Source organism: Polyangiaceae bacterium (assembly GCA_020633235.1).
GTDB lineage: Bacteria > Myxococcota_A > Polyangia > Polyangiales > Polyangiaceae > JACKEA01.
On record JACKEA010000001.1, the window covers coordinates 1,602,081 to 1,616,229 of the forward strand.

General features: G+C 68.0%; 12 protein-coding genes. 8 read left to right on the top strand and 4 right to left on the bottom strand.

The window, feature by feature from the left end:
* Window positions 1-77: 77 nt before the first annotated feature.
* A complete protein-coding gene (locus H6717_07035) occupies window positions 78-434 on the bottom strand; it encodes a hypothetical protein (GenBank protein ID MCB9576763.1) in 357 nt (118 codons plus the stop codon).
* Window positions 435-543: 109 nt separating this feature from the next.
* On the opposite strand from H6717_07035, the gene typA reads away from it, so the two are divergent.
* The gene (typA, locus tag H6717_07040) at window positions 544-2,367 is read left to right on the top strand and encodes a translational GTPase TypA (GenBank protein MCB9576764.1); all 1,824 of its coding nucleotides are present in this window, start codon (window positions 544-546) and stop codon (window positions 2,365-2,367) included.
* A 5-nt stretch (window positions 2,368-2,372) separates the two neighbouring features.
* Here the strand turns inward: typA and hflX are convergent, their stop codons facing one another.
* Window positions 2,373-4,070, bottom strand: coding sequence for a GTPase HflX (gene hflX, locus H6717_07045; protein ID MCB9576765.1), 1,698 nt, complete (start codon window positions 4,068-4,070; stop codon window positions 2,373-2,375).
* 39 nt (window positions 4,071-4,109) lie between these two features.
* Between hflX and H6717_07050 the strand changes: the two genes are divergently transcribed.
* From H6717_07050 to argH, 4 genes are all read left to right on the top strand, one after another.
* Window positions 4,110-5,102 (top strand): homoserine kinase, encoded by a 993-nt coding sequence (locus H6717_07050; protein MCB9576766.1) that lies wholly within the window; start codon window positions 4,110-4,112, stop codon window positions 5,100-5,102.
* A gap of 62 nt (window positions 5,103-5,164) precedes the next feature.
* Window positions 5,165-6,061 carry a M48 family metallopeptidase gene (locus H6717_07055; protein ID MCB9576767.1) on the top strand — a complete coding sequence of 299 codons (897 nt, stop codon included), beginning with the start codon at window positions 5,165-5,167 and terminating at the stop codon, window positions 6,059-6,061.
* Between the two features lie 40 nt (window positions 6,062-6,101).
* Entirely contained in the window at window positions 6,102-7,868 is a 1,767-nt protein-coding gene (locus tag H6717_07060) for a dynamin family protein (protein MCB9576768.1), read from the top strand.
* Between the two features lie 44 nt (window positions 7,869-7,912).
* The gene (gene argH / locus H6717_07065; GenBank protein ID MCB9576769.1) at window positions 7,913-9,244 is read left to right on the top strand and encodes an argininosuccinate lyase; all 1,332 of its coding nucleotides are present in this window, start codon (window positions 7,913-7,915) and stop codon (window positions 9,242-9,244) included.
* A 45-nt stretch (window positions 9,245-9,289) separates the two neighbouring features.
* Here the strand turns inward: argH and H6717_07070 are convergent, their stop codons facing one another.
* Window positions 9,290-10,309: a hypothetical protein gene (locus tag H6717_07070; GenBank protein ID MCB9576770.1), complete on the bottom strand. Its 1,020-nt coding sequence runs from the start codon at window positions 10,307-10,309 to the stop codon at window positions 9,290-9,292.
* Between the two features lie 147 nt (window positions 10,310-10,456).
* On the opposite strand from H6717_07070, the gene H6717_07075 reads away from it, so the two are divergent.
* From H6717_07075 to thiL, 3 genes are read left to right on the top strand one after another with little or no spacing between them, the layout of a single operon-like run.
* On the top strand, window positions 10,457-11,185 hold the full coding sequence (locus H6717_07075; protein ID MCB9576771.1) for a gliding motility protein: 729 nt from the start codon (window positions 10,457-10,459) through the stop codon (window positions 11,183-11,185).
* The gene (locus tag H6717_07080; protein MCB9576772.1) at window positions 11,185-12,606 is read left to right on the top strand and encodes a PocR ligand-binding domain-containing protein; all 1,422 of its coding nucleotides are present in this window, start codon (window positions 11,185-11,187) and stop codon (window positions 12,604-12,606) included. The genes H6717_07075 and H6717_07080 overlap by 1 nt, the downstream gene beginning before the upstream one ends.
* Complete coding sequence (thiL, locus tag H6717_07085) at window positions 12,603-13,571, top strand: thiamine-phosphate kinase (protein MCB9576773.1); 969 nt, start codon at window positions 12,603-12,605, stop codon at window positions 13,569-13,571. Before H6717_07080 ends, thiL begins: the two co-directional genes overlap by 4 nt.
* Before the next feature lie 98 nt (window positions 13,572-13,669).
* On the opposite strand, the gene H6717_07090 is transcribed toward thiL, so the two are convergent.
* On the bottom strand, window positions 13,670-14,107 hold the full coding sequence (locus H6717_07090) for an acyltransferase (protein ID MCB9576774.1): 438 nt from the start codon (window positions 14,105-14,107) through the stop codon (window positions 13,670-13,672).
* Window positions 14,108-14,149 lie beyond the last annotated feature (42 nt).

A 14,149-nucleotide genomic window follows, 5' to 3' on the forward strand; every position in this document is an offset into this window, starting at 1 on the left:
CCTAGGTTACGGGGCCGCGCCTCATGACGTCAATCAAGTCTGCGAGTGCGTGCATGTGTGCAGGTTGAGCACACGAGTCAGTAGCGACTGTTTTCGCCGGGCATGTAGCCGAGCGCGCGCCACGCGACGGCGAGCCGCTCTTGATCCGAAACGCTCAATAGTTTCGGTTTGCGCTCGGTCGCGCGCTTCGCGAGGCCGAGCCAGTGGCTCGCTGCGCGCGCGTCACCGACGGCGAGATGCGTGAGGCCTCGGTACAGCGCGTAGCGCGTCTGCTCGTCCTCCGACCAATCCTTCTCTTCCGTTTCCATGCTCCGAAAGGTGGCCATCGCGTCGGGGAAGCGAGACTCCTCGTAGCTGTGCACGGCGCGGCCAAAACGACCCGCGCACCCGACGAGGGAGAGCAGCAACGGAACCAGGAGCCAACAGCGCGACACGCGGTCCTTTTCGGGGCCCAACACCGGGAGTTGCGCACAAAAACGCCAGGGTCCTTGCTCGGGGCGCTGCTTCGGGCTACGCGGGCGCCCCCAAAGGAGCCCAGATTCCATGTCCAGCATCTCTCGCGACGCCATCCGTAACGTCGCCATCATCGCCCACGTCGATCACGGCAAAACCACGTTGGTGGACGCCATGCTGAGGCAGACCGGCGTGTTCCGTCAGAACGAGGCCGTGGTGGAGCGGGTGATGGACTCCGGGGACCTGGAACGCGAGCGGGGCATCACCATCCTGGCCAAGCACGCCAGCGTGCACCACGGCGACTTGCTCATCAACATCATCGACACTCCAGGACACGCGGACTTCGGCGGCGAGGTGGAGCGCACGCTGAAGATGGCGGATGGAGCGCTGCTGTTGGTCGACGCAGCCGAGGGCCCTCTGCCGCAGACGCGCTTCGTGCTCAAGAAGGCGCTCGAGCTCGGGCTTCCCATCATCGTCGTCATCAACAAGATCGATCGACAGGACGCTCGGCCTGACGAGGTGCTCAACGAGGTCTTCGACTTGTTCTGCGAGCTGGAGGCCAGCGACGAGCAGGCGAACTTCCCGACCCTGTACGCCATCGGCAAGCAGGGCATCGCCAAGCGGGAGCTGGAGGAAGAAGGGACGGATCTCGAGCCGCTGTTCGACGTGCTGAAGCAGCACGTGCCGGCGCCCACGGGCGATCCCGAGGCCCCGCTCCAGGCCTTGGTGCACAACATCGAGCACGACGACTACGTGGGACGTCTGGGGATCTGTCGCATCTGGCGCGGACGGCTGGAGGTCGGCCAGCAAGTGGCGCTGCTGCAGGAGGACGACAAGAGCCAAGAGCGGCTGAGCAGCATGTTTCGCTTCGAGGGGGCTCGGCGCGTGAAGACCGATTCGGCCAGCGCCGGGGACATCGTCGCCATCGCCGGCCTCGAGCACGTGCAAATTGGCGATACCGTCGCCCACCCGGACTCGCCGGAAGCCATGCCGCGGATTTCGGTGGAAGAGCCGACCATCACCGTGAGCTTCTGCGTGAACACGTCGCCCTTCGCCGGGCGCGTGGGGAAGTGGGTCACCTCTCGGCACCTGCGGGATCGCCTGTTGAGGGAGCAGAAGCGAAACCTGGCGCTCCGCGTACAAGAGACGGACTCCGCGGACGTGTTCAGCGTGTTCGGGCGCGGCGAGCTGATGTTGGCCATCCTCGCGGAAACCATGCGCCGGGAGGGCTACGAGTTCGCTCTCGGCATGCCGGAGGTCGTCACCCGCGAGATCGATGGACAACGGATGGAGCCCGTCGAGCGCGTGGTGGTGGACGTGCCGGACGAGTACGTGGGCGCCGTGACCACCCGCCTCGGCGAGCGCAAAGGCCACATGGTGAAGATGAGCAATCTGGGCTTCGGCCGCGCGCGCATGGAGTTCGTGGTGCCCTCCCGCGGCCTCATCGGTTTCCGTTCTTCTTTCATGACCGAAACGCGCGGTATGGGCCTGTTGAACACCTTGTTCGAAGGGTGGGAGCCGTATCGCGGGCCGATGCTCCGGCGTCAGAACGGCTCCATCGTCGCGGATCGCCCGGGCACGGCCACGCCCTACGCGCTGTTCCACCTGCAGCCTCGCGGGGTGCTTTTCATCGAGGCGGGCATCGAGGTGTACGAAGGCATGATCATCGGCGAGCACAATCGCGCGAACGACCTGGACGTGAACGTGACGCGCGAGAAGAAGCTCACCAACATCCGCGCCGCGGGGCGCGACGAGAACGTGATCCTATCGCCGCCCCATTTGCTCAGCATCGACACGGCGCTGGAGTACATCGACCGCGACGAGTTGGTCGAGGTCGTGCCGGGGGCCGTGCGGGTTCGCAAGCGCATCTTGGAGTGTAACCGTCGGCCGCGACGCGACGACGACCGGGCCTGAGCTCCTCAGGCCCAGGTGGGGCGCTCGACTTCGTCCGTCTCCGGCGCGCGGGGCGTGAGGTGGCCGCCCAGCTCGAGCTCCTCGGCGATGCGCCGGAGGAGAGTGCGGGTGGTGTCACGACGCAGGGCGCAGGTGGCCACCGCGGTCGGTAGCTGATCGAGGGCGTGCTGCTCCGGACCGCTCAAGAGGTCGAGCTTGTTGTAGACCAAGAGCCGCGGGATGCGCTCGAGCTCGAGCTTCTTCAAGAGATCTTCCGTGGCCCGCTCGTGCTCGCCGTGCTCGGGATCGGACGCGTCCACGAGCTGAAGCAGCAAATCCGCGTCGGCCGCTTCCTCGAAGGTGGCCCGGAAGGCCGCGAACAGATCCTTGGGCATGTCCCGGATGAACCCCACGGTATCCGTCAGGATGACGAACTGGCCGTCCAGCAGTCGAAGCTGCCGGGCGCGGGTGTCCAGCGTAGCGAACAGCTTGTTCTCTGCCAGCACTCCGGCGTCCGTCAGCGTGTTCAGCAGGGTGCTCTTGCCGGCATTGGTGTAGCCGACGATGGCCACCACCGGCACGTCCGCGCGGGCGCGACGCCGGCGACGCTCGGCGCGCTGCCGAGCCAAGCTCTTCAGTTCCTTTTCGAGCCGCGTGACGCGCTCGCGAGCGCGCCGGCGTCCGATCTCGAGCTTCGTTTCACCCGGGCCGCGGCCGCCAATGCCCCCCGTGAGGCGGCTCAAGGCGTCGTCCTTCTGGGCCAAGAAGGGCAGGGCGTACTTGAGCTGCGCCAGCTCCACTTGCAGCTTGCCGTCTCGGGTCTCGGCGCGCTGAGCGAAGATGTCCAAGATCAGCTGGGCGCGATCGATGACCTTGAGATCCGTGTGGCGAGCGATGCCGCTCGCCTGCGCGGGTGTCAGATCCAGGTCGAAGATGAGGGTCTCGGCATCCAGGTCGATGGCGCGCATCTCGACCTCTTCCAGCTTGCCGCGGCCCAGGACGAGCTTGGGGTCCACCCGGTCCCGAAGCTGAATGACTCGGTCCACCACCGCGACCCCGGCGGTTTCTGCAAGGCTGGCGAGCTCCGCGAGTCGCGCTTCCGCCCGGCGCATGCCGCCCGGGCGGCGTTTCTCTCCAACGTGCACCAGGATCGCCCGGCCGTCCTTGGCGCGGACCTCCCGCAAGCGCAGGCGCTCCGCGAACTCGCGCTCCAGCGCGCCGATCAGCTCCCCGAAGTTGGGCTGTGCGTGGCCGTAGGGGATGGGGCCGGTGACCTCATACGGCGTCTCGCCTTCGTGGCGAACGGGCACGTTGGTGGCCCAGGTCATGGAGCGCGGCTCGCCCTCGGGGGTGAGCAGCACCGCCGCGACGAGATCGAGCCGGAGGCGTGTCAGGTCGACGAGGTCGTCCCGCGTGAGGGGTTCGTTGAACAGGTGCGTGTGGACCAGGCGGAGCGCCCGGAAACGCCCCCGCGCCGCGCGAAGGCGACCGATGTCCGGCAACATCAGGCCGGTGGGGCTGCCGACCACCACGGTGTCCACGTCTCCCGAACGGTGCACCAGGGCGCCAACCTGACGCCCCGTTTCTCGCGACGCCTCCGCCAGCGAGCGCACGAGCTCCGGCGTCGCGATCCGATCGAGGGGGACCCGACGACGATAGATGCGTTCCAGCGCCTTGAGTGCGCTGGGGGCGAGCCCGGTGGTGTTTCCGAAGACTTCAGGCATTCAGTGGGGGAACAAGAGTCCCGAAGATAATCACGAGCGGTGTCGGCGTCGAGGCGGGTGACCTACTCCGGCGGATTTGGCATCTTTTGCACCATGGCGAAGCTCACCGAGCTATCGATGGCCGCGGCCCGACACCTCCTCGAGCGTTACGGTCGTGACGTTATCGCCCTCGAGCCCCTCGCCGCCGGCAGCGTGAACTCGAACTTCCGCATCACCACCAGCAGCGGGGAGGTGCTCTTCGCGCGCATCTACGAGGAGGCGGACGAGCTTGGTGCGCGGGCGGAGCTCTTGCTCCTCGACGAGCTGTCCCAAGCGGGCGTGCCCACCGTTCGCGCTATCCGCACGGGCGGGGGGGACGCGTTCTGCATGCACGAAAACAAGCCCTTCTCCGTCTACCCCTGGGTGGAGGGGCACATCCGCTGCCAAGCCACCGTGAGCGAAGCGGACGCTCTTCGCGTGGGCGCCGCACTGGCCCGCGTGCATTCCACCGACGTCCGCCGTATTCCGGCGGGGCGTTTCGGTCTCGGCGACCTCCGGCGTCGTCTGGAGCGGATCGAGCGCGACGCTCCGGAGTATCGCTCGGACGTGCGCTTCATTCGCGAGCGTCTGGCTCACTACGAACGCCTGCGGGAACCATCCTTGCCGGCGGGCTTGATCCACGGCGATCTGTTCCGAGACAACGTCCTGTTCGGTTCCGATGGCATCGTCGCGCTCCTCGATTTCGAGAGCGCATGCCATGGGCCGTTCGTCTACGACTTGATGGTGACCGTGGAAGCTTGGTGCTACTCGGACGGCTTCCAGGACCGCTTGGTGCGGGCAATGATCTCCGCCTACGACCGCGAGCGACCCCTCACGGCCCGGGAGAAGGCCAGCCTGCCGACGGAAGCCGCGATTGCCGCGCTGCGTTTCGCCACTACGCGCATCACCGACTACGCGATGCGGGCGCCGCCGGGGACGCCTCCGGCGCGTGACTTCCGGCGATTCCTCGCGCGGTTGGACGCGCTGGAGGCCGGCGCGGTGCGCTTCCCCTGATTGCGCGGGTGTCGACCCAGAACTACGTTAGGCCCGTTGGTCCGAAGCAAGGGAGAGCCGACGTGGCGAGCATTGGAGAGCTGGATTTCGAGGGTTTCGTCGCTGGGCGCAAGAAGACGCAACCGGGGGTGGAAGACAGCGGTGACACCCACGCCTACACCTACTCTTGGGACAAGAAGACACGGGCCACTTTCGAGACGCTGAAACCCGTAGAGCTGGCCGTCGCCGCCGGGGTGCGCATGTTCAAGCACATCGGCAAGGCCGAGCTGCTCGGCCACGCCGTGAAGGTCGGGCCGCGCCAGTTCCCGCGAGTTCATGGCTTGGCGGAGCAGTGCGCTCGCACGTTGGGCATCCCGACGCCGACGCTGTACGTGGTCAACAATCCCCACCTCAACGCGGCGACCTACGGCACCAACGACGATTCCTTCATCATGGTGCACTCCGCTCTCGTCGATCATCTGACCGACGAAGAGCTCAAGAGCGTGATTGGCCACGAGTGCGGGCACATCCACAACAACCACGTCGTGTATCTGACCGCGATGCACTACCTCACCCACATGGCGGGGCTCTTCATCCGTAGCATCAGTCTGCCGGCGTTGATCGCGCTCCGGGCTTGGTCGCGTCGCGCGGAGATCACCTGCGACCGCGCGGGGGCGTTGTGTGCGGGGGACCTGGACGTGGCCCTCCGGGCCCTGACGAAGCTCGCCCTCGGCTCCCAGAAGCTCTACCAAGAGCTGAACATCGAGGCGTTCCTGGAGCAGCACCAGGAAGCGCAGGAGAGCGTCGGTCGCTTCAGCGAGATCCTGGCTACCCACCCGTGGCTGCCCAAGCGCGTGCTGGCCCTGCGCACCTTCGGCGAGAGCGAGCTGTTCCGAAAGCACGTCGGCGCAGGTGAAACCGGCCTGACCATGGAGGAAGTGGACGAACAGGTCCACTCCGTCATCAAGGTCGTCGGTTGACCCTGGTCGCCCGCGTCGGGCCATGACAAGTGAGAAAGCCATGCTGGATGCCTTTCACGAGCGCAAGCTCGAGGTGATTTCCGCGCTCGCGGGGCTGACGGAGCTCGGCCGCGAAGTGGGCGCGAACACGCTTGCAGACCGCGTATCGGCGGACGTCGTGCAGAAGCTGGAGCGCGACCGCTTCCATCTGGTGGTGGTCGGGGAGTTCAATCACGGCAAGACGACCTTCGTGAACGCGCTCCTGGGCCAGAACGTGTTGCCCATCGGCGTCACGCCCACCACCGCGGTGATCCACCACATCGTGTGGGGGGAAGAGCCAAAGGCGCGGGTCGTGAACACCGACGGTACAGACGAGCCGCTGCCCTTCGACGACGTGCGCTCCTTCGCCGCTGGGGGACAGCGATCCCAGGACTCGGTCAGCTACCTCGAGGTTGCGCTGCCCGCGGAGCTCTTGCGCGAGCGCATCGTGCTGGTGGACACGCCCGGAGTGAACGATCTCTCCCTCACCCGAGCCGAGATCACCTACGGATACATCCCGCGCTCCGACGCCGTGCTGTTCGTCATCGACGCCGGGCAGCCCCTCAAGGAGAGCGAACGCCAGTTCCTCGAGCATCAACTGATTGGCAAGAGCCGAGACAAGATCGTCTTCGTGGTGGCCAAAGCCGACATCTGGTCGCCGGCCGAGCGCGAAGAAGCGCTCGCCTACGTCCAAAACCGTCTGGGTGCGCTGGTGGAAGCGCCGCCCGTCTTCGCCGTGAGCGCCCAAGCGGCTCTGGCCGGGCGTCGCGAGGAGAGCGGCCTGGTCGAGCTGACCCAGCACCTGACCCAGTTCCTGGCAGAGGAGCGCGGCAAGATCCTGCTCGACAACGCATTGGGCGAGGGGCTCTCCGCGGCGGGCGTCTTGTCTCGCGGGATCGACGCGCGTCGCCGTGCCGCCACCATGAGCGTGGCGCAGCTCGACAAGCGCATCGACCTCCTGCGCCAGGACCTCGCCGGTCACGCGGACACCATCGAGGAGCGCCGATTGATGATCCGCGAGGAGAGCGGGTCGATCAAAGCCTGGGCTCGTCGCGACCTGGATCGCTTCTGCGACGACGTCGTGCGGCAGCTCCCGGCGGTGGTGGAGCGCTCCACTTCGAGCGACTTGAAACAGCACCTCGGCCCGTTCCTCGAGCACGCCTTCAAGGAGTGGGCGGAGGCGGAGACGCGGGAGATCGGCGCTTCTCTCGAGAAGCTGGCGGAGCGCATGGTGGCGCTCGTCAAGGACGACGCCGAGGACGTCGGCAAGCGTGTCAGCGACACCATGGGCGCGGACCTCGTGACTCCCAGCATCGAGGTGGATCGCTTCGCATACGACGTGGGCATCTTCGCGGTGCTCAGCGTGGGCATGGGCGTGCTGTTCGCCAACGCCCTGCTCGGTGGCTTGTTGATCGCCGCGGCGCCCGCTCTCGCGCTGTGGAATCGCGGCCGCACGGAAGCGGAGATGAAGAAGCGCGCCCTGGAGCTCGCTCCGGTGGTGCTGCGCGAAACCGCTGCCAAGGTGGGCCCCAAGATCGACCAGATGGTGGACGAGTTCGCCGAGCGGCTCGACCAGTGGGTGGTGACCGCGGGTCAGGAGCTGCACAAGGAGATCATCGAAGTGCTCGCCGCAGTGCAGACAGAGCGTCGCGACGGAAGCGCAGATCGGGACCAGGAGCTCGAAGCGTGCACGCGGGGAGAAACGCGCCTCGCCGAGGTGCGCGCGCGCCTGGAGGAGCTTCGCGCCGCCCTCGCCGTGCGGCGCATCGGTGGAGAGGTGGCATCGTGAGCGTCGCTCGCGGCGGCCGCCTGCCCGACGGCGTGGATCAGGCGATGGAGGCCTTGAACACCAGCGTGCACGTCGACGCGGAGCTGTGGCGCGAGGACATCCAAGGGTCCATGGCGCACGCTCGCGGCCTGGCGAGCGCCGGTGTCATCAGCGATCAGGAAGCCAAGACGCTGGTCAGCGGTCTGGAGCAGGTGGCGAGCGAGATCGAGAGCGGGAAGCTCGTGTGGGATCGTCAGAAGGAAGACGTCCACATGAACGTGGAGGCCCGGCTCACCGAGATCGTCGGCGCCGTCGGGGGCAAGCTCCACACGGGCCGGTCCCGCAACGATCAGGTGGCCACGGACCTCCGGCTGTGGTCGCGAAGGAAGGCCGAAGAGGCGATCTCGGCCGTCGCCGAGCTGGGTCGCGTGATCGTGGATCGAGCGGAGACCGAGATCGACACGCTGATGCCGTCGTACACGCACCTGCAGCGCGCTCAGCCGAGTCGGCTGTCGCACCACTTGATGGCGTGGCAAGAGCTGCTGTTTCGAGATCGCGCACGCCTTCGAGATGCCCTCACGCGGCTGAACGAATCTCCGCTAGGGGCCGGGGCCGTCGCCGGGACCGGATTTCCTCTCGATCGCGAGGCCACGGCTCGAGCGCTTGGTTTCGAGCGCGCGATGAAGAACAGTCTCGACGCGACGGCGAGTCGAGACTTCCTGATGGAGCTCGCGAGCGGGCTCGCCATCCTCGGGGTTCACCTGTCGCGCATGGGCGAAGAGATTGTGCTGTGGTCGACCCAGGAGTTCGGCTTCATGACGCTGTCGGATCGCTTCGCGACCAGCTCCAGCATGATGCCGCAGAAGAAGAACCCGGACGTCGCAGAGCTGGTGCGCGGCAAGAGCGCCATCCTGGTCGGCACCGTGACGAGCCTGTTGGTACTCGAGAAGAGCCTGCCCTTCGGCTACGGCCGAGATCTGCAAGAGGACAAGCGTCCCATCTTCGACGCGTTCGATGCGGCGCTCACCTGCCTTCGGGCGCTCTCCGGCGCGATCGCCACGGCCACGTTCCATCGCGAGCGCCTCGCGGCCGCACTCGGCGGAGGACACGTGTGCGCGACGGATCTCGCCGATCTGCTGGTGCAGAAGGGCGTCCCGTTTCGCGAGGCACATCACGTGGTGGGCGCCATCGTGCGCGCCGCCGAGGAGCGAGGCGTGCAGATCGGCGAGCTGCCGCGGGACGTCCTCGCCGAAGCGCATCCGGCCCTCGACGGGCCCGACGTGGCTCGGGCGCTCGATCCCGCCCTCGCTGTGGAGCGTCGGGATCTGGTGGGTGGTCCGGCCAGGAGCCGCGTGCTGTCAGCCATCGCCGAAGCCCGCGCTCGCTGGGACGCCTGAGCGCCACGCCTGGCGCTTGGATGTCGCTGCGGCGCGGAACCGCGCTCAAAATCTGAGCGCCGCGGAAGAGCTCTGGGGCCCCACGTATTCCCAGCGCGAACGCCCTGGCTCCGAGCCCTCGAACACGCCGGCGCGCCACAGCACCACGGTGGTGACCATGGCTGCGCCCAGGCCCGCTCCGACGGCGACCCATGTGGGGAACGGCTTTTCGGTCCGCGGCTGCGGCGGACCCGAGTACACGACGCCGTCGCCGGACCTCCACGCCAGCAGGGGCCCGCAGCTCGCAGCCGTGCAGCTCGCGACGCTCACCCCGCCGCCCCGCCGCGGCACCGCCACGGCCCACTCGCTGCAGCGAACCGACGCGGGTGCCTGCACGCGTCCCTTGGCGATGCGCACGCCCGCGAGGTCGTCGCGGCTGCAGGCCACTGCGGACGGAACCGGAAGCGCGATGGCCCGCGCGGCCGGCTTCACCGCGACCCACCCCGCCCACACCAGCTCGCCGCGCCGGAGCACGCGAGCGTGGTGCTCGCCGGGGGGCGTGGACAGGGGTGGCGTCGCTCGGGTTTCGTCCCAGTACAGCACGTCGTCGGCTGCGAGCCCTCGAACGGCGATGGTAGTGGGCGCCGCCAACTGCGCGGGCGCGCGGTCCTCGCCCACGGCGCGAGCGCGGGGGCCTTCCAGCACCAGGGCCGCACGGGTGAGGCGTTCGGCTTCGGCCGCGCCGCCTTCGACTCCACCGCGGATGGACGCCTCCACCAAGTGACGTTCGGCCATCAGCCATCCGGCCTGGGGCAGCTCCGGATGCGCGACGAGCATGGCCTTGGCCTCCCCGGCCCGGGCCAAGGCGGTGTCGCTGTCGAGGGACGTGGCGGCGATCCGCGCCTGATCCAAGAGCCCCTCGATGGAGGCGACGAGCTTGGGGTCGTAGTGCTGGAGCGTCGCACTGCTCGGAGCGGGGTCCGAAAGCCGGATCCAGCGCGCCTGGGCCCAGGCGTCGAGGTCGGGCTGGGCCGCGGCGCGCGTCCCCGCCGTGCCGAGCCACAACAGCACCACGATGCGGCTCATCGGCGCTCCTCCGCCGTTTTCGGCCCCAGCGACGACCTCGGGCGCAAGGGGCGTGATCTGCGCGGCAAGGCTGCGCTATCGTGCGACGAATCACCGTGTCGACGCAAAGCTCGATGACGCTTCCGCCGGGCAGGGGAGGAACCCAGCGTGCAGCTTGATTTCGCCTCTCGCGAGCTCACGATAAAGCTCGTCTACTACGGCCCGGCCCTGAGCGGGAAGACGACGAACCTCCAGGCGCTGCACAAGGCCGCGAATCCGGACACCGCCGGCCGGTTGATGACGCTGGAAACCCGGGACGACCGCACGCTGTTCTTCGACCTCCTGCCGCTGACGTTCCGGGACAAGGGCGGCTTGAACGTGCGGATCAAGGTCTTCACGGTCCCCGGCCAGGTCATCCACGCCTCCACCCGGCGCCTGGTGGTACAGGGCGCGGATGGCGTCGCTTTCATCGCCGATTCTCAGGCGGCGGAGACGCAGCACAACGCCGACTCCTTCATGGACTTGAAGGAGAACCTCAAGTCCAACGGACTGAATCTCAAGCAGATGCCGCTGATCATTCAGTTCAACAAGCGGGATCTCCCCGACATCCGCAGCGACGACGAGATCGCGAGCTTGGCCGCTCAAGGGCGCGAGCCCGTGTACCTGGCGGTGGCCACCCGCGGGGAAGGAGTGGTGGAGAGCTTCATCGGACTCCTGCACCTGACGTGGAGCGCCCTCGACGCGGAACATGATCTGAACAAGAAGTTCGGCTTCGATTCGGCGGCGTTCATCCAGCGGGTGGCCGGTTCCCTGGGGGACCAGCGAAGCATGCAAGAGCTGCTCGGTACCTGCGTGGGCGGCGCCCTCGACGTGCTGCGACCGGAGGCGCTGGGCTGATGACGTCCTCGGCGCCGGACAAGGCCCTCGACGAGCTGACGCTGGGCAAGGGCGCGAGCCTCGAGGAGCTCGTGGATCGCGCCGCGCTCAGCGAGATGGCGCAGTCTTTTTACGAGCTGTTTCGGGTGCCGATTCGCATCTTCAGCGAAAGCGGCACGATCCTGGCGGACGCGACGGAACAGCCCGCCCTGTACGCCTATCTGAACACCACCAAGGGCGGCCGCCGAGCGCTGGGCGACGTGGTCATGGCGGTGAAGAACGCCAATCCAGGACTACACGGCGAGCTCGTCCAGGAGTGCGTGACGGGCGCGGTGTACCAGGTCGTGAGCATCAGCTACGACGAACGGCAGGTCGGTCGCTTGATCCTGGGACCGTTCCTGCCGCCCACCGAGACCGAGCCGCGACCCGCGCTCATCGCCTTGGACCCCGCCATCGACGCCGAGCGCGTACGGGACCTGCTGGCCGAGATGCCCCGGGCTCGCGAAGAGACGGTGCTCCAGATCGGGCGCCACCTCAAGAAGACGTTGGATCTGATCCTGTTCTCGGGGCACAAGGCGCTGCTCACGTCCAGCATGCACTTGGCGAGCGTGCGGGAGAGCTTCCGGGAGCTCAGCGAGAAGAACACCAAGCTGCAGGGCGCCTACGATCGACTCAAGGAGCTCGATCGCCTGAAGAGCAACTTTCTCGCCACGGTGTCCCACGAGCTTCGCACGCCGCTCACGTCCATCATCGGCTACTCGGAGATGTTGAACGAGGGCATTGCCGGAGATCTCACGAACGAGCAGAAGGAGTTCGTTTCCACCATCCACGAGAAGGGCCAGCAGCTCCTGGAGCTCATCAAGGGGCTCTTGGATCTGTCCAAGCTGGAGAGCGGGACGATGAGCCTGCGCAAGGCGGAGATCGACGTCTCCCCCGTCATCCGCGACGTCGCGCAGACGCTGACGCCCACGGCGCGCAAGAAGCAAGTGACGATAGACGTCCACGTGGAGCCGGGTTTGCCCACGATCTGGGCGGACGCCGAGCGCTTGCGCCAGGTGTTCTTGAACCTCACGGAGAACGCCATCAAGTTCACGCCGGACGAAGGCAAGGTGACCTTGGCCGTGGCCCCGAGCGTCCTCGAGCGCGCCCCCGACGGCGAGACCAGCGGCTTGGTTTTGTTGTCGGCTCGCCGCGCTGCCATCGAGGTTCGGGTCGCCGATACCGGCATTGGCATCCCGGAAGCGGAGCGGGCCCGGGTGTTCGATGCTTTCTACCAGGTGGACTCGAGCTCGACGCGCGTGCACGGCGGCACCGGCCTCGGCCTGTCCATCGTTCGCCGCTTGGTGGACGCCCACGACGGCACGGTGCACATCGAAGGCAACCAGCCTCAGGGTGCCGTGTTCGTGGTGCGCTTGCCCTGTCGTCGGACGACGATGGCGTGACCTCGAAGAGCGCCCTCGGCGAGCTCGAGGCCATCGAGCGCCTGGCCGCACGGTTCGGACAGCCTGCGCGGGGCGTGGAGCTCGCCATCGGCGACGACTGCGCAGTGCTGGACATACCAGGACGCGTGGTGTGGACCATCGACGACTGCGTGGAGGGCGTGCACTTCGAGCGCCGGCTCTCGAGCCTGGAGGACGTCGGCTACCGGTCCTTTGCCGCGGCCGTGAGCGACCTGGGGGCGATGGGCGCCACGCCCATTGCCGCGCTCTCGGCGCTGATGCTGCCCAAGGGCACCCGCCGCCGCGAGCTCGATGCCATCGCGCGGGGACAGGCCGAGGCGGCGGGCACGCACCGCTGTCCCGTCGTCGGCGGCAACATCGCGCGCGGGCCGGTGCTCGCCATCACCACCACCGCCATCGGCCGGGCGGACGAGCCCCTGACGCGCTCGGGGGCTTGCGACGGCGACGAGCTTTGGCTGGTCGGCCAGCTCGGCCTCGCTCGCGCAGGGCTCCTGCTCCTGCAGCGTCACGGCGCGCGGCGACCGCGAGGAGTGTCTCGCGCTGCCTTCGACGTCTGTGTTCAGGCCTGGCGGCGGCCCGCGGCGCTCTTGGCGCGGGGCAGGGCATTGGTGGGGCGGGCGACGGCGTGTCTCGACGTCTCGGATGGCCTCGCTGGCGACGCGGCGCACCTCGCGAAGGCGAGCAAACAGCGTGTGGTGGTCGAGGCGCAGGCGCTCGCTCGCGCGCTTCGCCCCGAGCTCGAAGAGGCGGCGAAGCTGCTGGGCACCACGGCGCTGGAGCTGGCGATCACGGGCGGCGAGGACTACGCGCTCTTGGCGACGGGGCCGCGAGAAAAGCGCCCACGTTGGGCGCGGCGCATTGGCCGCGTAGAGAGCGGGAAGGGCGCGCTGCTCGAAAGCGAGGGGCGCACCCGCCCGCTGCACCGCGGGTTCGACCACCTCCGCTGAAGCCGCACTCCCCGAACCCCTCGGCCCCTCGAAGCGACGCTCCAGCGCAGCGGGGACGGCGGGTCGAACCCCGGCGCCGTCCCCGCGATCACTGTCAATCAGTGACAGGCGGCGGGCATGCCCGCGCCCTTGAGGGCGCCCCGCACGACCGCAAGGACGCTACCGCTGCTCTTGCCCTGAGCCACAGCGGCGTTGCAGGCGGCGGCCGCTTGCAGCATGTACGCGTTGGTCGGGGGCGGCGCGTTGGCGGCGTTCTGAGCCAGCGCGTTGCAGCACGCCTTCAGGCTCGGCGCAGGCTTGTAGGGCCCGGTCTTCTTGGGGCCGGCTTCGGCGTCCGCGTCGCCTTCGTCACCAGCGTCCTCGATGGCCAGCTCGAGGGGAGCGCTCGGGGTGCTGACGGGAGCTGCGGACGGCAGTGGCGGCGGCGGCTCTTCCTTCTTGCAGCCGGCGTACGACACGACCGTGACCGGAAGCAAAAGCCCCAACAGGATGGGGGCGAGCAGGGAGCGGGTCACGGGGTGTGATGCATTGTTCATCTCGGTCCTCCGAGCGGGCGGGTGGCCCGCAGCAGCTTCTTG

What these genes read in the sequence shown, in the direction of transcription:
- H6717_07080 (MCB9576772.1), top strand. Translation starts at nt 11,185, where the DNA reads ATGACGTCCTCGGCGCCGGACAAGGCCCTCGACGAGCTGACGCTGGGC.
- H6717_07090 (MCB9576774.1), bottom strand. Translation starts at nt 14,107, where the DNA reads ATGAACAATGCATCACACCCCGTGACCCGCTCCCTGCTCGCCCCCATC.
- hflX (MCB9576765.1), bottom strand. Translation starts at nt 4,070, where the DNA reads ATGCCTGAAGTCTTCGGAAACACCACCGGGCTCGCCCCCAGCGCACTC.
- argH (MCB9576769.1), top strand. Translation starts at nt 7,913, where the DNA reads ATGGAGGCCTTGAACACCAGCGTGCACGTCGACGCGGAGCTGTGGCGC.
- typA (MCB9576764.1), top strand. Translation starts at nt 544, where the DNA reads ATGTCCAGCATCTCTCGCGACGCCATCCGTAACGTCGCCATCATCGCC.
- H6717_07060 (MCB9576768.1), top strand. Translation starts at nt 6,102, where the DNA reads ATGCTGGATGCCTTTCACGAGCGCAAGCTCGAGGTGATTTCCGCGCTC.
- H6717_07070 (MCB9576770.1), bottom strand. Translation starts at nt 10,309, where the DNA reads ATGAGCCGCATCGTGGTGCTGTTGTGGCTCGGCACGGCGGGGACGCGC.